Raw genomic sequence first — 21,375 nt, 5'->3', positions numbered from 1 at the left:
AAGGGAGCACGTATGAAAGACGAAGACATAATAAACCTGTATTTTATGCGGGATGAAAGAGCTATAGAGGAAACAAACTTAAAATACGGGAAATACTGCAAAACAATAGTTAAGAACATATTGCAAAATGCTCAGGACATTGAGGAATGTCTTGACGACACATATATGAAAATGTGGAAAAGAATTCCTCCAGCAAAACCATTGATCCTAAGGGCATTTATTGGGAAGATTGCCAGAGATCTGGCACTAAATATGTTCTACGCAAGTAAAAGAGTAAGGCGGGGCGGCGGAGTTGTTAATGAAATATTAGAAGAGCTTGATGAATGCATTCCTGATAACAACGACGTTGAGCATTCCGTGCTGCGAAACGAATTATCTAATATAATCAGGGCATTTGTAAATGAACTCGGACAAAGGGATGCATACATTTTTACAAGCAGATATTTCTATGCTGAAGATATTTCTAGCATCGCAAGAAAATATGGAATGACCAGGCATAATGTTACCGTTACACTTAGCAGACTTCGTAAGAAATTGCAGGGCAGATTGGTAAAGGAGGGGTATTTAGCATCATGAGAGCAGAAGACTTATTACAGGCAATGAACGGCATTGACGATAAGATAATAGCAAATACATATAATAATTCTAATAGCGGAACTATTGTTCATATCAAAAAGAGCTTTCCTCTGGCAGCATGCATAGGCATTGCCTTGTTTGCAGCAGCCACAGTTACTGCCGCAGCGGCAATCCATCATTTTTGGGGACGAGGAATGAATGGAATTGTCAGATCTACAAGCCAGCAGCAACAGACTCTGACTGAACAGGGACAGGCAGTTGTTTACCCCGAGAAAACAGATTATTCTTCCTATCAGGTCACAGATCAGGGTGTTTCAATTGCTCCTGAGACTGTAATTGCTGATTCTCACTACGCATTTATTTCATTTAAGGTTCAAGGCCTTAATGTAAACGAAATGGAAGAACCTGGTGCTGAGCTTACTTATAATCTAACAGATGCTTCTGGTGAGGAGTCTTATTATATAAATGGTACAAGTAGCTTTTTTGATGGAACTTATCCAAATGAAGAGGGCATGGCAGTATATGAAGATGGCTCTCCTATGGAATTTACAGAAAATGGAGAGCTAAAGCTCCGTTATGTGGATGAGAATGGTGACCTTGAGTATAATCTAATGATCTCTACAGCGGATGCATCAGATACTTTGCTTGGAAAAACTCTTCATGTAGAGTTCCAGGAGCTGGGCATATATGCAGATAAATGTGAGTTTGTTCCTTCCGTGGTGGGCAAATGGAACTTTGATATGAATCTTCCTACAGTCAGCAACGCCAAGACAATTGAGGTTAACAAGGCTGTTCCTGGAACAGAGTGCACCATTGAAACTATTGAAGTAACACCTATCTCAATTATTGTTAATTACAAAATAGATGGAAGCCTTCAGCAGATTGAAGATTGTAACGGAATTCCTATGTTTTCAGGACTTGGCCTTAAGGATGGCTCCAATTACATGTACCTATCAAATGGAGGCTCATCATATTTCACAGATGATTCAATGAAAAAAGGCGCATCATCATCCTGCTTCCAGAGAATCATAGATACTTCAGAAATCAGATCTCTCTTCATAAGAACCAGCGACTACGAAAACGCTGAAGTAGTGGAAATTGAATTGCCATAATACTTAAATTTAGACCCCCTCGATGCACCTACATCGAGGGGGTCTAACTAGAACTGGGACTAAAACAAAAAAACCTGAAAACAAATTGTTTTCAGGTTTTAAAATAGCAGGGGAAGCAGGATTCGAACCCGCATGAGCGGTTTTGGAGACCGGCATACTAGCCATTGTATGATTCCCCTTTATTCAGTTGATATCGGCCTCATGCACCGACGAAAGTTAGTATAGCATAGTGATATAGGGTTGTAAAGGAATTTTTTATAGTATTTTAATGATTGATTAATCGTGCTTCGGGAACAAGAGTAGAGCTGTGAATATTGGAAAACGTTTTCTTTTTTGAGGCGATGTGCTACACTGAGATTGCTTAATGACAGTTACAGAAAGACTGCAAAACTGCAAATATGCATGCATTTTGGTAACTTCAAATAGAAACCCGCACTCGCTGCGGGTTTCGTAAGAAAATGATACAAGAGAAACAAGTAATATTGAAGTTTTCTTTGATACGTGGAGGAAGTATGATCAGGAAGAATTTTTGGAATAAAACTATAAAGACAGTAGCTGCTGTAACAGCGCTTACGATGACAATGACAGCCTGCGGGCAGAAGGCAGCATCTGATGAAACAGAGGCGCAGACATCAATAACAGATGAGAACGTTGCAGAGCCTACAGACAAGTCAGAGTCCACAGATCAGGTTGCGTCCACAACCACCACAGATGGTGAGGGAAATCCAGCAAGTTTAAATAACTCAGAAACCCTTCCTCCCATCAACATCCTCGATGACAAGTATCGCACCACCTATGAAATCTTCGTATATTCCTTCTACGATAGTGACGGGGATGGAATCGGAGACCTCAAGGGTGTAGCTGACAAGCTTGATTATATTAACGATGGGGATGACAGCACAGATACTGATCTTGGCTGCAATGAAATCTGGCTTATGCCAATTTCACCTTCACCAACTTACCATAAATATGATGTCACAGATTATATGGCAATTGACACTGAATATGGGACAATGGAGGACTTTGAAGCTCTTTTGGCAAAATGCCACGAGAGGGGTGTGAAGGTCATAATTGATACGGTCTTAAATCACACTTCCAGCCAGCATCCATGGTTCAAGGAAGCTGCGCAGTTTCTGAGGGATAATCCTGATCTCCAGACAATTTACACAGACAGAGAAACTATGGCGCCAGTGCCGGAAGTCCAGGAAAAATGCCCATATTTATATTATTACAATTTCACCAATGAGCAGCAGACAGGCTTTGAGAAGCTCGCTGGAACAAATTGGTACTACGAAGCCCGCTTCTGGTCTGGAATGCCTGACCTTAACCTTGACAACGATATGGTAAAAGAGGAAATTGCCAAGATCACAGACTTTTGGCTTGAAAAGGGCGTGGACGGCTTCAGGCTTGATGCTGTTACTTCCTATTACACGGATAACGATACCAAGAATATCGAGTTCATGACCTGGCTTAACGATACCATAAAGGCTCAGAATGCGGACGCATATATAGTTGCTGAGGCCTGGACCAATATTTCTACCTATTCTGAGTACTACAAGAGCGGAATAGACAGCTTTTTTGACTTTAACTTCTCTGGAAGTGAAGGCCTGATCGCATCTGTGGCAAGGGGCAAGAAGTCTCCTCAGAGCTTTATACAGGCCATGGCTGATGCCGAGAGCTCTTTTGCCGATAACAATGAAAACTACATCGATGCGCCATTTTATACAAATCATGATATGGCAAGATCTGCCGGCTACTACGTTGGAAGAGGCTCCAAGGAAAAGATAAAGATGGCTGGGGCGCTGAATCTCCTTATGGGCGGCAATGCCTTCATATACTACGGCGAAGAACTTGGCATGAACGGCTCTGGCAAGGACGAGAACAAGCGCGCGCCCATGCAGTGGACAAATGAGAAGTCACAAGAGTATGATGTCAGCTCTTTATCTGAAAAAGAAAAGGCTATAGCTGGTCCTGCCGGAATGTGCCAGGGCCCAAAAGATATGGACAATTTTGAAATAACTTGTCAGGGCCTTGATGCTCAGATGGCAGATAGTGACTCTGTTTACAACTATTACAAAAAGGCAATCCGCCTGCGCAATACATTCCCTGTTATAGCAAGAGGCAAGACTCAGCCAATTGACGTTTTGGCAGAGGATAAGGTTGGAGCCTTTGTGCGATATAGAAATTCCGGCCTCTCCTCCGATTCAAATGATTATATTGTATTCAATGAAAGCGGCGAGAACATAGGGATGGATGGAAGTGTGCATACAGTACTTGGGGCAAAAGATCCATTGTATGGAGAGGCAGCTCTTTTGATCCTCATAAATAACTCTGACGAGACCAAGACCATCGACCTCTCCAAGTGGAGCGGCACAGGAACAAACCCAGAGCTTGCCTACCAGCTAAATGTTGGCGATGAAACCAGCTCCCTGAGCGGAACTCAGCTTTCAATTCCATCCTATGGCATAGTTGTAGTCAAATGAAGTATAAAGCAGCCAGAATACAGGCCATAGAGTCAGACTGTAAATAGTTGAGGAGAAACGTTATGAAAGAGTACGAAAATTACATTTTTGATTTATATGGAACCCTCATCGATATCCACACCGATGAGGAGGATCCTACCCTTTGGGAGAAGATGACGGACTACCTGAAAGCAAACTTCGCAGTAGAATATACCCCAAAGGCTCTCAGGCAGAGATATCTTGAAATCTGCGCTGAGGAAGAGAAGAACCTGGCAAAAGAAAGCGGAGTCGAGTTCCCTGAGATCAGGATTGAAAAGGTTTGGGTAAGACTGGTGCACGAGGACTGCAGTAATAATCAAATCCGCGCCCTCTGCATATTTTTCAGAGAAGCCTCTAGAGATAAGCTTGTGGTATACGAGGGAGTCACAGAAACTCTTGATAAATTAAAGAAAATGGGTAAGGGCATATATCTTTTGTCAAATGCCCAGAGAGTATTTACGGAAAAAGAGCTTTCGGATTCAGGACTTACAGACTACTTCGATGACATATTCATATCCTCAGATCAGGGCATAAAAAAGCCACAGAAAGAATTTTTACAGCGTCTTCTAACAAAAAACAGCCTATCTTATGAGAAGTGTGTTATGATAGGAAATGATATTTTCAGCGACGTGGGTGTAGCCTTTAAAAATGGCATGGAAAGCGTCTTTTTAAACACCTACGACTTTTCTGAAAAGAAAATTGACAATGAGCTTTCTGAGCTTGGAGTAAAGGGCTCAAGGCTTATGCCAGTTATTGTAGGAGATGGAGATATCCGCCGGATTTTGCCCTGATGGGACGAAAAGGCCAAATCCAGGCGGTAAATGGCAAATAACATATAAGAGAGGTTTATTTATGCAGGACAGATTACCAAAACGTGACGAAGTCGCAGTTGAACTTACCTGGAGACTAGAGGACATCTATGCCGATGAGTCCAAGTGGGAGGCTGATTTTAACAGAATATCAGAGATTTCAGATAAGATTGCTTCATATAAAGGAAAACTTTCAGAGAGCGCACAGACTCTTTTTGACATGTTCGTTCTTTATGAGGAACTTGAGCACGTAACAGACAATGTTTACGGCTATGCTCATATGAGAGAAGATCAGGATACAGCTAATTCCAAGTATCAGTCACTTCAGCAGCGTGCAATGTCAGCAATTGTGGGCGCTTCTGAGAAGACAGCTTACATCAATCCTGAGATCCTTCAGCTTACAGATGACCAGCTTGATAAGTTCTACGCTGAGTGCGAGGGCCTTGCCAAGTATAAGAGAGTGATAAAAGAGATCAGAAGACTTAAGAATCACATGCTCTCAGGCGAGATGGAAGAGCTTCTTGCCAGCGCATCTGAGGTTCAGGGTGCTTCACAGAAGGCTTACGGAATGCTTTCAAACGCCGACCTTAAGTTCCCTTCAGTCAAGGATTCAAAGGGCGAAGAGGTATCTCTTTCAAACGGAAGATTCGTACCAGTTCAGATGTCCAAGGACAGAGAGCTTAGAAAGAATGCCTTCGAGGCTTTCTACGGCAGATACCAGGAATTCAGCAACACATGGGCTGCCATGTACGATGGAGAAGTTAAGGGCCGTATCTTCGAGTCCAAGGCTCGTAAGTACAATTCTGCTTTCGAGGCAGCAGTTGATGGCAACGACGTTTCTCCTGCTGTTTGCGACAGCTTGTTTGAGTCAATCCACGACAACATGGACAAGATGCACAGATACGTAACACTTCGTAAGAAGCTCCTTGGTGTTGACGAGCTCCACATGTACGACGTATACGTTGGAATGCTCCCTGACTTTGATATGAAGGTTTCCTATGAGGAGGCCAAAGAGCTCTCTTTAAAGGCACTTGCACCTCTTGGCGATGACTATCTCAAGGTGGTAAAAGAGGCTTATGACAACAGATGGATCGACGTTGTTGAGAATGAAGGTAAGAGAGGCGGCGCATATTCAGGCGGTACCTACGATGTACACCCTTACATGCTCCTTAACTATAACGATACTCTTGATGATGTGTTCACTCTTGTTCACGAGATGGGACACTCAATGCACACCTGGTATTCTAACAAGACACAGAACATTCTTGATGCAAATTATAAGATCTTCGTAGCTGAGGTTGCATCCACAACTAATGAGGTTCTTCTTTATCACTACATGAAGGATCACGTACAGGATGCTAAAGAGAAGGCATTTATCATCAATCACTTCCTTGACAGCTTCAAGGGAACAATGTTCCGCCAGACTATGTTCGAAGAGTTTGAGAGAAAGACCTGCGAGATGGCTGAGGCTGGAACTCCACTTACAGCAGAGGCTCTTTACGATGTATATCTTAACCTTAACAAGGATTACTTCGGAAAAGATATGATCTCTGACCCTCAGATTGGCTGGGAGTGGTGCAGAATTCCTCACTTCTACTACAACTTCTATGTATATCAGTACGCTACAAGCTTTGCAGCTGCTGTTGCTATTGCAGACAGAATCCTTAAAGAGGGTACTCCTGCAGTTGAGCAGTACAAGAAGTTCTTATCAAGCGGATGCACACAGGATCCTGTAAGCCTTCTTAAGATTGCAGGTGTTGATCTTACAACCAAGGCTCCTATTGATTCTGCTCTTGCTGTATTTGGCGAGGCAATTTCTGAGATGGAAGAGGCTGTAAAAGAGCTATAATAAGAGGTTTTATTAGATATGGCAAAAGAGGTATGGCGCCCTGGCAATATGCTCTATCCGGTTCCACCAGTAATGGTGAGCTGCGGCAGAGAGGGCGAGACTCCAAACATAATAACTGTAGCATGGGCAGGCACTATTTGTAGTGATCCTGCCATGCTTTCTATATCTGTCCGCAAGGAGAGATTTTCTCACGATATCATCAGGGATACAGGTGAGTTTGTGGTGAACCTTACCAGCAAGAAACTTGCCTATGCAGCGGACTGGTGCGGAGTAAAGTCTGGTCGCGACTTAGACAAGTTTAAAGAGATGAAGCTGACTCCACTTAAGTCTCAGAAAATCTCTGCTCCCGGGATCGAAGAGTCCCCTGTTAACATAGAGTGCAAGGTTAAGCAGGTTGTAGAACTTGGAACCCACGACATGTTCATAGCTGAAGTGGTTTCTGTCTCTGTGGATGATAAGCTCCTTGACGACAAGGGAAGACTCGACCTTGGCAAGGCCAAACTTGTAGCTTATTCCCACGGCGAATACTTTATGCTGGGCGAGAAACTTGGAAAGTTCGGCTACAGTGTTGCCAAGAAGACTACAAAAAAGGGTGGCAAAAATCCTGCGGCAGCCAAGGAAAGGCCAGTATCCAAGGGAAAAACAAAGTCGAAGGATAAGAATAAGTCTAGAAACAAAACTGGAAAAAATAGAGAAACTGAAAAAAACAGCATAGAAAAGAATAAATAAAGAAGTAAGGAAATACAAAATTATAGAAAACAGTAATGAGTAATTGTAGGTTATGAAATATTTTTGGATGTATATAAAGCAAACATTGCGGTTTGTATTAAAGCCACTGTCATTTGTGCCCGCAATCATAATGATGATCCTGATATTCTCATTTTCAGAGCAGGACGGAGCCACCAGCTCTCAGCTCAGCTATCAGGTAGGCGTCAAGGCATTTACTGTAGCCAATGAAGTTTTTGACAAGGGCTGGAGCAGCGAGAAAATCAGTCAGTTGTCTGAAAAATCCCAGTTTTACATCAGGAAAACGGCCCACTTTACAGAGTACTTTTTGTTGGCGGTTTCAGTAGCTTTTCCTCTCTACGTATTTGGCGTAAGAGGGCTATGGCTTGTGTTCTTTGCAGGAGGTTTCTGCGTCGCCTTTGCAGGCCTTGATGAATTCCATCAATCTTTTACCGTAGGACGCAGCCCTCAGAAGAGAGATGTGATGATTGACAGCTGCGGAGTTCTCCTAGGCGTGATACTGACCAGAATTGTAGGCTGGACAGGTAGAATGACCATTTTCAGGCCATTGTCAAACATTAGAAACAGATAGTTTTTGTTGCTTGCTGCTTTTGCGGCAGGCAATTTTCTTTTTAAAAAGCAAATCTTTTTTGCAGCAATATTCTTGGGATGTTTGTATATTGTGTAGACTATTTAATAAGGAGAAATATTTACTTATGCAAGATATGGGAAACAATAAATTAAAAATATTATTATTTGACAGGGTTATGCCTATAGCCTACATAGAAATGGTGTTTGGCGCTGCGATGGCTGTTTTACCGACACTTTATATGATCCTCAACATAAAGCTTTTTACGACTAGCAGAGGAAGCCTTACTGATGGAGGTATAGTGATGCTCATAGCTGCTACGGTTGCATTCTTTGTAGGATTTGCATTTTTTGCTGGTGGGAATTATATGCGAAGTCTTTGTATACATGGTTTTTTAGCTGTCAGAGACGGACATGTTTATACATTTAGCCTGAATAGTAAAAGAGTTAATGATGATACGATTCCCAGGATAGGAACTATAGGAAAAGCTGTGAACAGCGCGATTTATATGAGCAATAGAGCAAAATACAATGAACAGATAGATGCCCTCAAAGAATCAACACAGCTCTATGAAACAGTAAATCAGGCACTTGATGAGAACTATTCATTTTTGTTTGCTATAAGGGATATTAATGCTAAGGGTTATACCTCTTTTGAGAAAAAAGCATTACAAAAGGAATACACTCGGATAATAAGAAAAAACTAGTATGTCTTATACCGATTATATTTTCGGCACTTGCATTTTTGTTTGGAATGGATTGATCCAAAAAATCTTGCTGTCAGTAAGAATTTGTGGTAAAGAAGTATATATAGGAGGCGTGCTATGATGATAACAGATAAGCTGGATAAACTTCTTGATATGGCAAAAGAGAATCCAAAGCTTAAGGAGGCTCTTATTAGAACCAGAGAATCAGACAATCCTATAGCAGATTTTTGCAAGATAGCTACTGACAAGGGCCTTCCTATGACCGTGATGGATATAGTCAATCAGGGTGAGGAGTTCTACGCTGAGATAAAGCGCAGTACTAATGGTGGTGGAGAGAATTCACCTGATCTTGATTATCAGAATGACGAATATTCTATTTTCATGATGAGACTTCAGGACTTATGAGCCTTGGTCCGCGCAATTTGCTTGATTATTTTACAGGAAAAAGAAATAAGTGTTGACATTATACTTGTAATTGTGTTATATTATGTCAGTATTTGAAAACAAAGCAGAGTATCCGCTCTCACCCTGCGGCTTAGCTAGCAGGCGTTAATATCTTTTAGATACAAATTTCTATTTGTGTTTGATTTGATTTCAGGTGGATACATTGCGATGTGTCCACTTTTTTTATGCACTGAGTGCATACGTATTATTGGAGGTATAAGGCCATTAGCGAATTATTTATTAACGATCAGATCAGAGCCAAAGAGGTAAGGGTTATCGGTATCGACGGAGAGCAGCTCGGAGTAATGTCTATCCAGGATGCTAGAAAGGTTGCAGATGATGAGGGTGTAGATCTTGTTATGATCGCTCCTACAGCTAAGCCACCTGTTTGCAGAGTTGTTGATTACGGCAAGTTCAAGTATGAGCAGCTTCGCAAGGAGAAGGAAGCCAAGAAGAAACAGAAGACTGTTGAGATCAAAGAGATCAGACTTTCACCTAACATTGATACTAACGATCTGAATACTAAGGTCAATGCTGCCAGAAAGTTCCTTGAGAAGGGAAACCGCGTTAAGGTTACACTTCGTTTCCGCGGTCGTGAGATGGCTCATATGGGTGCCAGCGTTCACATCCTTACAGACTTTGCTGAGGCACTTAACGATGTAGCTTCTATTGAGAAGCAGCCTAAGGTTGAGGGACGTAGTATGACAATGTTCCTTACAGAGAAGAAGAATTGATTTTCACCAATTTATTGGTTGGAAATAGATATGCTATTTATGGATTGCATTTAGTGTTTGGAGCAATCTGGTCTATATAGCAGAGAAAATTATTTAGATTCACAGGAGGATTCAGTTATGCAGTTAAAGATGAAGACAAAGAGAGCTGCTGCCAAGAGATTCAAGGTTACAGGCACAGGCAAGCTCATGAGAAACAAAGCGTATAAGCGCCACATCTTAACAAAGAAGTCCACAAAGAGAAAGAGAAATCTTAGACATGCTGGACTCGTTGACGCTACTAATGTAAAGGCTATGAAGAGCATTCTTCCTTACGCTTAATCGTAGGTAGTCAGTTAGTTCGCGTTTTAGTTTTAGAAGTACCAGTATTATTTGATTATTTTAGGAGGATATTAAGATGGCAAGAGTTAAAGGCGCATTAAATGCCAAGAAGAAGCACAATAGAGTATTAAAGCTTGCAAAGGGCTACAGAGGAGCAAGATCAAAGCAGTACAGAGTAGCTAAGCAGTCAGTTATGAGAGCACTTACATCAGCATTTGCTGGTCGTAAGCAGAAGAAGAGAGACATGAGATCTCTTTGGATCACACGTATCAACGCTGCAGCTAGAATCAATGGCCTTTCATACAGCAACATGATGCATGGTCTTAAGCTTGCTGGCGTAGACATCAACAGAAAGATGCTCGCTGAGCTTGCAGTTAACGATCCAGACGGATTCAAGACACTTGCAGAGCTTGCAAAAGAGAAGATCGCTTAATAGATTTTCACAAGAATATAAAAAGTTTCCAGAATGATATTTATTCTGGAAACTTTTATTGTATTAATAGTTTTTATAGGATAAAATGTAGGGGTATCGAGTATTTGATACCCCTTTTGATATTATTTATTATCGAGATCAACTAGTATTAATATTTTTAGTTTTGATAGAATGTAGAACATATTTGGAGGCGAGATCATGGCACTTGAGAATTTACAACCTAGGGAAGTATTTACAAGATTTGAGGAGCTTTGCAATATACCACATGGCTCTGGCAATCTTCAGCAGATTAGCGACCACATTGTTTCTTTTGCAAGAGAGAGAGGATTAGAGGTTACTCAGGACAACGAGCTCAACGTCATCATCAAGGCACCTGGAACAGCAGGCTACGAGGACAAAGAGCCAGTTATCCTTCAGGGACACATGGATATGGTAGCTGTCAAGAATGACGACTGCGATATAGATATGAAGACCGAGGGACTTAGAGTTACAACAGATGGCGAATATGTATGGGCAGAGGGCACCAGCCTTGGCGGCGATGACGGTATCGCAGTAGCATATTGCCTGGCACTTCTTGATTCCAAGGATATTCCTCATCCACCACTTGAGGTTGTTATCACTACCAATGAAGAGACAGGAATGTATGGCGCAGCTGCTATCGACCTTTCAGGCCTCAAAGGCAAGAAGATGATCAACATTGATAACGAAGAGGAAGGTGTATTCATCACAAGCTGTGCTGGTGGAGCAAGAGTTTACTCCAAGGTCACAATGGCAAAAGAGTCAGTGACTGGAGCTTTATGCAAGGCAAGCATTTTAGGGCTTCTTGGCGGCCATTCAGGCGAGATGATAAAGTGCGGCAGAGGAAATGCCAATATTATCGCTGGAAGGCTTCTAAATAACCTTTCCAAGGCTATAAAAGTTAATCTTGTTAGCATTGGAGGGGGAGTAGCAGATAACGCAATTCCAGGAACAGCAAGCCTTGAGTTTGTTGTAGCTAATGACAAAGTGGATGAAGCCAGAAATATAGTAAATAATACTCTTGCAGAGCTTAAGGGCGAGCTTGAGGGCAAGGATGATAACATCAATATTTCTTTTGACAAGATTTCAGAAAACGAGGCTGTAGATGCATTTTCAGCTACATCAACAGAATCTCTTGCCAAGATGATCAGTATCATGCCAGATGGAGTGCAGGCTATGAGCGCTATGGTAGAGGGACTTGTGGAGACATCCCTTAACCTTGGCATCATCAAGACAGAGGGAAATCTCGTAACACTTGAACAGTCTGTTCGTAGCAGTGTTGAGAGTTCCAAGAATGTACTTATTGGTAAACTCCTTACAATTGGAGAACTCTTTGGAGCTGAAGTTACCGTTAGCGGCCAGTATCCAGGCTGGAAGTACAGACAGCATTCAGAACTTCGTGACCACATGGTTTCTGTATATGAGAAGATGTATGGCAAGAAGCCACTTCTTCAGGCAATTCACGCAGGACTTGAGTGCGGAATCTTAAGTGAGAAGATAGATGATCTTGACTGCATTTCAATTGGACCTGATATGCAGGATATTCATTCAGCATCTGAGAAGTTATCAGTTAAGTCTGCTGCTAATGTTTGGGAATACTTGAAGGCTGTACTTGCGTAAGATTTATGAAGTATACAGGCTGGTCGCCAGATAGTTTGCGGCGGCTTTGGAGTTCTTTTTACAGAGTTTATGATGGTTTGAGATAGCAATAGCTACAGGAGGGCATGCATGGAAGAGACAAGACAGATCATAATGGACGCGGTTATTGACCAGTTCAACCAGAAGGGAATGAAGTTTACAATGGATGATATATCCAAGGAGCTTCATATCAGCAAGAAGACAATTTACAGAGAATTTGATGACAAGGATGAACTTTTCTTTGCAACTGTAGATTATGGTTTTTCTGCTGTAAAAAAGAAAGAGGCTGAAATACTGGCAGATGAGTCCCTGGGACTTATAGAAAAAATTTCCAAGCTCATTGTCTGCCTTCCTGATAACTACAAGAACATTGACTTCAGAAGAGTTTATCAGTTAAAAGAAAAGTATCCTAAGGTATACATGAAGATAGCCGAGAAGGTTGAAAGTGACTGGGGAGAAACTGTTAAGCTCCTTAATCAGGCTATGGATGAGGGACTTATAAAAAGAGTTCCTATAGAGCTTATAAAGCTTATGGTAGAGGGAGCTATTGAGAAGTTCCTAAGTTCAGAAGAATTGGCTAACTCTCAGTATAGCTACGAAGAGTCACTTAATATGATGATAAATGTACTTATCAATGGAATTAAGGCCTAATAGAGAGTTTAATGTTATTGGAGGGTTTATATAAATGATTTATGCAGATGGAAATCTATTTTTGCTGCAGACAAGGCATACATCATATCTTTTTAGAAAAACAGGTTCAGGACATCTTGAACATATTCATTTTGGAAAATCAATAATTTCAGAAAAGGCTTATGAAAGAGCCCTTGAAAGTGGCAACCTTGAGGAGGCATTTAAGCTTGGCAAGGATGGGCTTCTTAGCATCACAAACGCTATAGGGCCAAGCCATAAATTTGGCGGCGGTAATATGAATAATTACTCTGCCGAGCATCCTGAAGTTTTTCTTGAAATGCTGGGCCTTGAGATGTCTTCTTTTGGAAAAGGAGATATCAGAGAACCGCTTATAGAGCTTACCTACGCAGATGGAAATACAACCTCTGACTTTTTATATGATAGCTTTAAAGTAATTGATGGCAGGCAGGCACTTGAGACACTTCCGTCATCCTATGATGATTCGGGCGCTTTAGCTGTTGCAGGTTCAGAAAGTGGCGCTAATACTGATAAGACACAAGAACTTATTGTAATCCTCAAGGATTCTGGATATGGCACAAGGCTTGAACTTATCTATACTGTCTTTGCTGACAGCGATGTCATAACAAGAAGTGCTACTCTTTATAATGATAGCGACGTAGATGTCAGAGTCGAGAGACTTCTTAGTACACAGATTGATTTTGATACACCAGCCCTTAAACTTACATCTTTCCATGGCAGATGGGCAGATGAAATGGGCATGCACACTTCAGTTTGTACGGGCGGCAAGGTTGTTTGTGAGGAACTTGCTGCCGGAGAGTCCGGCTCAAGATCTAATCCTTTTGTTATTGTTAGTGATGTTGATGCCGGTGAAGACCATGGCGAATGTATTGGTTTTAACCTGGTATATAGTGGCAACCACTACGAAGCTCTTTCTTCTAACAGCAAGAATATGAGCAGATTTGTGGCTGGAATTCAGCCAGTAGGTTTTAACTGGCTTCTTACTCCTGGCAGTAAATTTGAGGCTCCAGAGGCTGTTATGGCTTTCTCTGATGAAGGCTATCGCGGCATGAGCATCAGAATGCAGGACTTTGTGAGAAAGCACATTGTAAGAGGCTCCTGGAGAGATAAGGAGAGACCAATCCTTATAAATAGCTGGGAGGCAGCATATTTTAACTTTACACAGAACTCTCTTTTATACTTGGCCAAAGAGGCTAAGAAATGTGGAATTGAGCTCTTTGTAATGGATGATGGCTGGTTTGGCCAGCGTGATGACGACAAGAGATCCCTTGGAGACTGGTACGAGAACAAGAAAAAGCTTCCTGGTGGTATCAAGGAGCTCGCTGATAAGATAAATAAACTTGGTATGATGTTTGGTATCTGGGTTGAGCCTGAGATGGTCAATGAGGATAGTGATCTTTATAGAGCGCATCCTGACTGGGCTGTGACAGTGCCTGGCAAACCACATTCTACTGGACGTAATCAGATGAATCTTGATCTATCAAGGACTGATGTTCAGGACTATGTAATAGATGCTATGAAGAAGGTCTTTTCCGCAGGAAACGTGTCCTATGTAAAGTGGGATATGAACAGGATCTTTTCAGACAGGTTCTCTAAGGACCTTTCTGCAGACAGACAGGGAGAATTCCAGCATAGATACTATCTTGGCCTTTATCGCATCATGAAGGAGCTTACAGAGAGCTTTCCTGAAATACTCTTTGAGGGATGTTCTGCTGGTGGCAACAGGTTTGACCTTGGTATTTTGTCCTACTTCCCACAGATTTGGGGCAGCGATGATACAGATGCTTTCTGCAGACTTGATATTCAGAGAGGATACAGCTATGGCTATCCTGCAAGCACAGTAGGGGCACATGTTTCTGCAACTCCTAACCATCAGACACTTAACAGCCTTCCTCTTGAGACAAGGTTTGAAGTGGCCTGTCCAGGCTGCTTTGGCTACGAGCTGAATCTCTGTGAGATGTCAGATTCAGATAAAAAAGTGATATCTGACCAGGTAGAATTTTACAAGAAGTGGAGAAAGGTCTTCCAGTTTGGAGATTATTACAGACTTCCAGATTATGGCTATATGATCGTTAGTAAGGATAAGTCACAGGCAGTGGCTTTTGCTGTTGAAAAAGGTAGCAGGCCCAATAACGACTATAGGAAGATTAAGTGTGTTGGCCTTGATGCAGATGAAATCTACAATATTACAAACCGCGTGGTTCCACTTAGACTCAAGGACTTTGGAAGCCTTGTTAATGCAGTTGCTCCAGTTCATGTCAAGCAGGATGGAATTATCCACAATGTGATGGACAAGATGGTTCCTATGAATGGCGAAGAGCAGAAGGCATGCGCAACAGGTGCCTCACTTATTAGCCACGGTTTTGCCCTTAATCCTAGTTTTGCAGGAACTGGCTATGATCAGGATATCAGGATCATGAGAACTGGAGATTCAAGGCTTTATACATTCGAAGGCAGTACTCTTAAGGCCTGAGGAAATGTATAAGTTGTTTAGAGCAAATGTAGGCTTAATTAGCTGATCATTGTTACTTTATGCAAGATTTATTGTTATAGCCTCTTGATTTATCGAATACATGATAGTAGAATAAATTTTGCACAATCTAATATTGAATTGCTTGAAAGAGTAGTTCATACTCATATAGTTGAATAGGGAAAGAGAATGGGAACATTAAAAGATTTGTTCTTTGGAAGTGAAGAGGAAAGAGAGGATAGTAATATGAGCGAAGAAGTTAAGGATCAGGCTGCTTCAGGAGAGCTTGTTACTTCAGATATGCTTGTTGGCGATATTATTGTTAAGCATCCACTTGCAGCACAGTTCCTTATGGAGTGCGGAATGGGATGCATCCATTGCCCAGCATCTCAGATGGAGTCACTTGCTGAGGCATGTGCTGTTCACGGTATCGACAGCGAAGAGATCATTGATGCCCTGAACGAGTATCTTGCTGAGCACAACGCATAATAACAAAGCTGTTACCCCTTTTTGAAATATTAGGGGTAACAGCTTTTTACATTTCGTAACTTTATTAAATTTGATGGTGAAAAAACACCTCAAAATAAGGCAAAAAGGGTAACAACAAATAAAAAACATTGAATTTTTGCCTTAATTTACAAATGCTGCATATGAGACTAATTGTCTAATGCTAGAATTAGTATCCACCATACTGAGCAAGAAGCGCAGCACCAAATACAACATAGAAAATGATTGTAAATACTACACCAATAAGTACCCAGATGAGCTGAGCCTTAGCCCAGTTGGATTTAGACTTGGGAGCGCTGCTTCCAAATGCCCATACAAAGAGCATGATAATGTTTACACATGGAATACACATAAGCAAAATTGTGAGTACCCAATCCCCTACAGATACTGGAGTCTCAACCTCGGGCTGACCTACAGGCTGTGTGTAAATAGGCTGCTGATTCTGGTTCTGATTCATGTTGTTAGTGTCCATTAAATTCCCTCCTCAAAGAAATAATGTGTTAGTAAAAATACCACATAGACTATTATACGGAAATGTGATATTTTTGTAAACGTTTAAGCAATGATAAAATAAGCAGTTATATATTACACAAAAATATATGGAATCATAAATTAAAGGAAGTTAGCTGGAATGGGAGATATTTTAAGAAGCACCTTAAATAGAATATCTGTGGATTTAAAGAAAAACTTTGTGCCACTGTCTCTTATCTTTGGCGCCTGGGCTATCATGACCATAGTTTTCCACCGTTTTTGCCCTGTAGTCTTATTTTGTGGATTTCCATGCCCTGGCTGCGGAATGACGAGGGCTTTCTTTAGCTTTTTTACCCTCCATCCCATAAGGGCCTTTTTCTATAATCCTGTATATCCCCTCTGGCTCATCGCACTGATCAGTGTGGTCTTTAGGCGCTATATCCAGGGAAAGAGCCTAGTTGCCCTTCGCCCACTCTTAATCTTAACGGCTCTTGCCACAATCGCAATCTACATATGGAGAATGATCTACGTGTTCCCAAACCATGAGCCAATGACCTTTTTCCACAAAAACCTCATGTCCACACTTTTTCCATCCTACGATAACTTCATAACCACCCACATCCGCTCTTGAAAGATGCATAAGAATTCTACGGTTCAAAACTCGCACCAGGGCAGCGCTTGCGAGGCGTCCAGTTTCCTATGCAAGTCTTAGATGGCAAATGCGATTTTCTAATGTTTCCATGGCAGTTTTTCCTGCGCATGCGAAGCGTTGTCTGAAGCAGGACGGCTAATTATCTTATCTAAGAAAATGCCATGTGGCGCTTGCGCCATAAAGAAATGAGGAATCAATCTCTCCAAGCTAGCTTGAGAGAATTGATTCCCCATTTCTTGTAACGCCCGCATTGCGGGCTATGGCATTTTTTATTGTAATGTTCTTTTCCGTCCTGCAAGTTTACGCTGCAGCATGCGCATTAAAAGAAAAACTGCGGAAACATCTAAGAAAATCTGCATTTGTCAGTGACGAGCACTACGGGAACTGGCGTGAGTAAAAAGCTGCCTTCGGGCTCCGGAGCGTTAGAGGTGTTCCCTGATCATGGCGGAGGTGCGCTTTATTTCTTCCCAGAAATCGCGGGCGGAGAGGCGGATGGCTCCACCACTCATGACGATGACCTGTTCGATGGCATCCGATGTGGCTACGGTTACCCGGTACTTTTTGCCGATTTCGTGAGCGGCTTTTTCTATGTACTGATCCGCAGTTTCAGCTTCCTTGGTGTAGATTACGGTCAGCCCAGCATGATCCTCCATGTGCTCTGTGCCGCCTCTTACTCTGTAGGCATCAAAAACAAGAATTACATTCTCTTTTCTGTAACCCTGAAAGTTTATAAGTATATCAACAAGAGAGTCTCTTGCAGCCTTCAGATCCTGGGCTGCAAGCGCCTTTAATTCATCTGAGGCATAGATAACATTGTAGCCGTCAACCAGAAGATATTCCTTCTGGCGCTCTACAAGGCGCTGCTCCTTTTTGCTGTTTTGCTTTTTGGCAGAAAGAGAAACATCTGGCGCACCCTCATCAGGGTCAAGTAGTCCAGCTGCAATTGCTGCTTCCCGCGCCCTCTGAGCGTCCTGAGCTGCGTAGCGGCGTCTGTCTTCCTCGGTTTCAACATACCTTGGTTTTATTGTCCCATAAGTCTTTTCAAATATATCCTTGAGCTCATTTTCCGTAAAGCGAAGGTCTCGCTCAATCTCCTCAAAACTACGCTCATCAGTAGTCTTTTTGGTGCTCTTTGCCTGCAATTTCCTAAGGGCTTCCATATCAATGTTATCCACAAGGTCAGTCCTTGCACCAACTCCGCCTTCCGCGGTCCAACCTGTATCAAGATGCATATGGGAGCGCACTTGGTCCCAGGGCACAATTGTTCCAGCTCCGTGGGAGCAGAATACAGAAGATGCAGGATTGGCAGTATCAAGCTCGGGGTAGTAGTTTTTTTCTTCAAGAACCTCCTGAGTATTGTGGCAAGGCATATATCCACTAAGACTTGTGGATAACACCCCCTCGCCCTTTGTAAAACTTTTAAGTTCCTGGGCATAATCATAAATGCAGGCGGCAGGAACTGTTCCAGTCACAATTGATTTGCCATTTTCAAGCTCCGGAAGTCCTACAGTGCCATTCATTTTCTGAATGTCGGACAACACTCTTCCAACGTTTTCCTGTGGAACCTCAATCCTAAAGTCAAAAACAGGCTCAAGAAGCACGGACTGAGCCTCCATGAGTCCCTGTCTAACAGCTCTGTAGGTGGCCTGTCTGAAGTCACCGCCTTCAGTATGCTTTTCATGGGCACGTCCAGTTAAAAGAGTAATCCTCATATCTGTAATCTCAGATCCAGTCAGTACTCCGACATGCTTCTTTTCCTGGAGATGAGTCAGGATAAGTCTCTGCCAGTTGAGATTTAATTCGTCAGTGCTGCATTTGTTGTCAAAAGAGATACCACTTCCAGGCTCTGTTGGTTCTAACAGAAGATGAACCTCAGCATAGTGCCTTAGAGGTTCAAAGTGGCCAACACCCTCCACAGGGCCTGCAATAGTTTCTTTATATACAATCTGGCCGGGGCCAAAGCCTACTTCGATTCCAAAGCGGGTAAGGATAAGGTGATGCAGGATTTCTTTTTGCACATCCCCCATGACCTGAACCATGATCTCACCTGTAGTTTCGTGGATGGACAGAAGGAGCATGGGCTCTTCCTCCTCCAGAACCTTGATTTTCTTATAAAAGGAGATTGCGTCTACATCTTCTGGAAGAATCAGCGAGCAGGAGAGGATTGGCTGTATGACCTCAGCCTGGGCCTGGCCTTCCAGGCTTCCAAGGCCTTCACCTGCTCTTGTGGTGGAAAGGCCGCTTATTGCAACAACCATGCCTGCAGTTGCCTCAGGAAGCGCTTCAAACTTATCTCCTGAGTAAAGCCTTATCTGGTCTATCTTTTCCCCTCGAATCACATCTCGGACTTTTAGAGAACCAGAGAGAATCTTGATATGTGTCAGGCGGTTTCCTGTTGCATCGCGGCTTATCTTATAAACTCTGGCAGCAAAGGGCATAGAAGCAGAGCTTGCTGCAAGATTACTGTTAGCGTTTGGGGCTAACTTTGCGCTTGGTATGTCAGTATGGACCATGGCGTACTCATCAAGGATATCCAGTAGCTCTTTTACTCCATCAAGTTTGAGAGCTGAGCCAAAAAGAACAGGAAAGCACTTACGACTATTTATAAGGTTTTTGATATCAGCAGATGTTATCTCTTTGCCCTCAAGAAAGGCCGCAAGAAGATCATCGTCGCAGACAGCAAGCTCTTCCTGAAGCTCAGGAGACATGAAAGAGATACAGTTATTTCCAAGTTTTTCTTTTACCTCGTCCAAAACTGTGTTTCTGTCAGCGCCTGGCTGATCCATCTTATTTACAAAAAGAATTGTTGGAACCTTGTAGTGATCAAGAAGCTTCCAAAGAAGCCTTAACTGGCTGGTCACACCATCAGCAGCGCTGACGATAAGTACCGCCATATCAAGGATCTGGAGTGTTCTCTCCATTTCAGGAGAAAAATCTGCGTGACCAGGAGTGTCCAAAAGGGTGAAGGTTGTGTCACCATGTTGGAACATTGCCTGCTTGGAGAATATAGTGATGCCGCGGGATCTCTCCAGCTCGTAGCTATCGAGGAATGCATCCTTGTGATCCACACGGCCAAGTTTTCTGATTGCTCCGGAGGTATACAGAAGTGCCTCCGAAAGGGTAGTCTTTCCGGCATCAACGTGGGCCAGAATTCCGATTGTGATATTTCTTTTCATGAATATGCTTACTCTATTGGGCTGTAGGCAATCTTGACATTGATGTCCTGATTGTAATTGCCAAATCCTTTTCCGAAAATAGTAAGGCCACCAACATGCTCGGCATTTTCTGGAACTTCCAGCTTTAATTTGATGCTGCTCTTGGAGGTGAGAGATAAGCTATCTATAGTCACATCCGAAATCTTCAGACCATCGATGAAGGTGCCCTTGTGGTTTATAACCAGCATCTTGAGCATACCATATTGGTTCCAGTTAGGAAACCACCAATCAGGAGTAAAGATTCCCTTAACATCCCCGAAATCTCCGGGAGAGATCCAGGTACCGAGCAGTATATCATTCAGGTAAAAATATATATCTGAGGGCCATACGTTATTAACACCAGGGGCTTCAGAACTAAGCTCTGCACAAATGCTGATCTCATCAATCTTCTGGCCGGCAGGAACAAAGTTTGGAAGAGAATAATCCACAAATCCTCTGGTAAACCACAGAATATCAGCATCAAATCTCTCCTGGTGGGCAAAGTACCTTGTATCGTCAACTTCCCCAATCAGCTTGTCGGATGAAGCAAGACCGCAGGTTGGATAAACTTCAAAATCGCTAAAATGCCCAACCTTGATATCTGCAGTGTAGACATTGGATTCGCGAGGTGGCTCCTGTATATCAATAAGAATCTTGTCCAGATTGACTGAGCAGCGCTTCTGATTGCCATGTCCTGTTCCCTCTGCAGAAACTACCACAATTCCACTTTCCTCAAGCTTGCGGATATGCGCAGTCAGGGCACCATTAGTGATCTTCAGCCTTCCAGCCAGCTCATTCATATTCATTCCGCCTTCTTTAAGGAGAATGTTGATGATTTCAATTCGTATTTCTGATCCAAGAGCCTTAAAAAGCTCAAGACCTTCGTCAAGATTCTTGATATGCAGCATGTCTATACCTCGATGTGATTTTGCCAGATTTGCCTTGCTATGACAGGCAAA

21 protein-coding genes and 1 tRNA gene are annotated in these 21,375 nt (G+C 42.5%); 17 read left to right on the top strand and 5 right to left on the bottom strand.

All coding sequences use genetic code 11. The features are described 5' to 3' along the window. Positions 1 to 12: 12 nt before the first annotated feature. Positions 13 to 576: a sigma-70 family RNA polymerase sigma factor gene (locus G631_RS0110130; RefSeq protein WP_026489343.1), complete on the top strand. Its 564-nt coding sequence runs from the start codon at positions 13 to 15 to the stop codon at positions 574 to 576. Beyond that, positions 573 to 1,688 carry a DUF4179 domain-containing protein gene (locus tag G631_RS18820; RefSeq protein ID WP_051197122.1) on the top strand — a complete coding sequence of 372 codons (1,116 nt, stop codon included), beginning with the start codon at positions 573 to 575 and terminating at the stop codon, positions 1,686 to 1,688. The genes G631_RS0110130 and G631_RS18820 overlap by 4 nt, the downstream gene beginning before the upstream one ends. Before the next feature lie 107 nt (positions 1,689 to 1,795). On the opposite strand, the gene G631_RS0110120 is transcribed toward G631_RS18820, so the two are convergent. Then, positions 1,796 to 1,867: transfer RNA gene (locus tag G631_RS0110120), tRNA-Trp, on the bottom strand. 333 nt (positions 1,868 to 2,200) lie between these two features. Here G631_RS0110120 and G631_RS18815 point away from each other — a divergent pair. The 14 genes from G631_RS18815 to G631_RS18800 all read left to right on the top strand — a co-directional run bounded on the left by G631_RS18815 (position 2,201) and on the right by G631_RS18800 (position 16,081). Beyond that, a complete protein-coding gene (locus tag G631_RS18815) occupies positions 2,201 to 4,171 on the top strand; it encodes an alpha-amylase family glycosyl hydrolase (protein WP_051197120.1) in 1,971 nt (656 codons plus the stop codon). Positions 4,172 to 4,233: 62 nt separating this feature from the next. Continuing rightward, positions 4,234 to 4,980, top strand: coding sequence for an HAD family hydrolase (locus G631_RS18810; RefSeq protein ID WP_051197119.1), 747 nt, complete (start codon positions 4,234 to 4,236; stop codon positions 4,978 to 4,980). 61 nt (positions 4,981 to 5,041) lie between these two features. Beyond that, the gene (gene pepF, locus G631_RS0110105) at positions 5,042 to 6,847 is read left to right on the top strand and encodes an oligoendopeptidase F (RefSeq protein ID WP_026489342.1); all 1,806 of its coding nucleotides are present in this window, start codon (positions 5,042 to 5,044) and stop codon (positions 6,845 to 6,847) included. An 18-nt stretch (positions 6,848 to 6,865) separates the two neighbouring features. Next, positions 6,866 to 7,576 (top strand): flavin reductase family protein, encoded by a 711-nt coding sequence (locus G631_RS18805; protein WP_051197117.1) that lies wholly within the window; start codon positions 6,866 to 6,868, stop codon positions 7,574 to 7,576. A 67-nt stretch (positions 7,577 to 7,643) separates the two neighbouring features. Continuing rightward, positions 7,644 to 8,165: a VanZ family protein gene (locus tag G631_RS0110095; protein WP_242829090.1), complete on the top strand. Its 522-nt coding sequence runs from the start codon at positions 7,644 to 7,646 to the stop codon at positions 8,163 to 8,165. A gap of 124 nt (positions 8,166 to 8,289) precedes the next feature. Continuing rightward, positions 8,290 to 8,868: a hypothetical protein gene (locus tag G631_RS0110090; RefSeq protein WP_026489340.1), complete on the top strand. Its 579-nt coding sequence runs from the start codon at positions 8,290 to 8,292 to the stop codon at positions 8,866 to 8,868. A gap of 117 nt (positions 8,869 to 8,985) precedes the next feature. Beyond that, positions 8,986 to 9,273, top strand: a complete 288-nt coding sequence (locus tag G631_RS0110085; protein WP_026489339.1) for a hypothetical protein — start codon at positions 8,986 to 8,988, stop codon at positions 9,271 to 9,273. 233 nt (positions 9,274 to 9,506) lie between these two features. After that, positions 9,507 to 10,046 (top strand): translation initiation factor IF-3, encoded by a 540-nt coding sequence (gene infC, locus G631_RS0110080; RefSeq protein WP_081671313.1) that lies wholly within the window; start codon positions 9,507 to 9,509, stop codon positions 10,044 to 10,046. Between the two features lie 117 nt (positions 10,047 to 10,163). After that, positions 10,164 to 10,364 carry a 50S ribosomal protein L35 gene (gene rpmI / locus G631_RS0110075; protein ID WP_026489337.1) on the top strand — a complete coding sequence of 67 codons (201 nt, stop codon included), beginning with the start codon at positions 10,164 to 10,166 and terminating at the stop codon, positions 10,362 to 10,364. A gap of 76 nt (positions 10,365 to 10,440) precedes the next feature. Then, positions 10,441 to 10,797, top strand: coding sequence for a 50S ribosomal protein L20 (gene rplT / locus G631_RS0110070; RefSeq protein WP_013280184.1), 357 nt, complete (start codon positions 10,441 to 10,443; stop codon positions 10,795 to 10,797). 198 nt (positions 10,798 to 10,995) lie between these two features. After that, positions 10,996 to 12,435 (top strand): aminoacyl-histidine dipeptidase, encoded by a 1,440-nt coding sequence (locus G631_RS0110065; protein ID WP_035789644.1) that lies wholly within the window; start codon positions 10,996 to 10,998, stop codon positions 12,433 to 12,435. 108 nt (positions 12,436 to 12,543) lie between these two features. After that, entirely contained in the window at positions 12,544 to 13,104 is a 561-nt protein-coding gene (locus G631_RS0110060; RefSeq protein WP_026489335.1) for a TetR/AcrR family transcriptional regulator, read from the top strand. 34 nt (positions 13,105 to 13,138) lie between these two features. Further along, complete coding sequence (locus G631_RS0110055; protein ID WP_026489334.1) at positions 13,139 to 15,595, top strand: alpha-galactosidase; 2,457 nt, start codon at positions 13,139 to 13,141, stop codon at positions 15,593 to 15,595. A 186-nt stretch (positions 15,596 to 15,781) separates the two neighbouring features. Continuing rightward, positions 15,782 to 16,081 carry a DUF1858 domain-containing protein gene (locus G631_RS18800; protein ID WP_026489333.1) on the top strand — a complete coding sequence of 100 codons (300 nt, stop codon included), beginning with the start codon at positions 15,782 to 15,784 and terminating at the stop codon, positions 16,079 to 16,081. 187 nt (positions 16,082 to 16,268) lie between these two features. On the opposite strand, the gene G631_RS18795 is transcribed toward G631_RS18800, so the two are convergent. Beyond that, on the bottom strand, positions 16,269 to 16,571 hold the full coding sequence (locus G631_RS18795; protein ID WP_196803851.1) for a hypothetical protein: 303 nt from the start codon (positions 16,569 to 16,571) through the stop codon (positions 16,269 to 16,271). A gap of 140 nt (positions 16,572 to 16,711) precedes the next feature. Beyond that, on the bottom strand, positions 16,712 to 16,936 hold the full coding sequence (locus tag G631_RS21375) for a hypothetical protein (RefSeq protein ID WP_026489332.1): 225 nt from the start codon (positions 16,934 to 16,936) through the stop codon (positions 16,712 to 16,714). On the opposite strand from G631_RS21375, the gene G631_RS21640 reads away from it, so the two are divergent. After that, entirely contained in the window at positions 16,827 to 17,201 is a 375-nt protein-coding gene (locus G631_RS21640; protein ID WP_442855807.1) for a DUF2752 domain-containing protein, read from the top strand. The genes G631_RS21375 and G631_RS21640 overlap by 110 nt on opposite strands. Positions 17,202 to 17,644: 443 nt before the next feature. Here the strand turns inward: G631_RS21640 and G631_RS0110035 are convergent, their stop codons facing one another. Then, positions 17,645 to 20,398, bottom strand: a complete 2,754-nt coding sequence (locus G631_RS0110035) for a translation factor GTPase family protein (protein ID WP_026489331.1) — start codon at positions 20,396 to 20,398, stop codon at positions 17,645 to 17,647. 8 nt (positions 20,399 to 20,406) lie between these two features. Continuing rightward, the gene (locus G631_RS0110030) at positions 20,407 to 21,324 is read right to left on the bottom strand and encodes an ArsR/SmtB family transcription factor (protein WP_026489330.1); all 918 of its coding nucleotides are present in this window, start codon (positions 21,322 to 21,324) and stop codon (positions 20,407 to 20,409) included. Positions 21,325 to 21,375: the final 51 nt, after the last annotated feature.

It is taken from the genome of Butyrivibrio sp. XBB1001 (assembly GCF_000424505.1).
In the GTDB taxonomy this organism is placed as follows: Bacteria; Bacillota; Clostridia; order Lachnospirales; family Lachnospiraceae; genus Butyrivibrio.
Note: the sequence above shows the minus strand (reverse complement) of the source record. Positions and strands in the feature narration are given on the sequence as shown.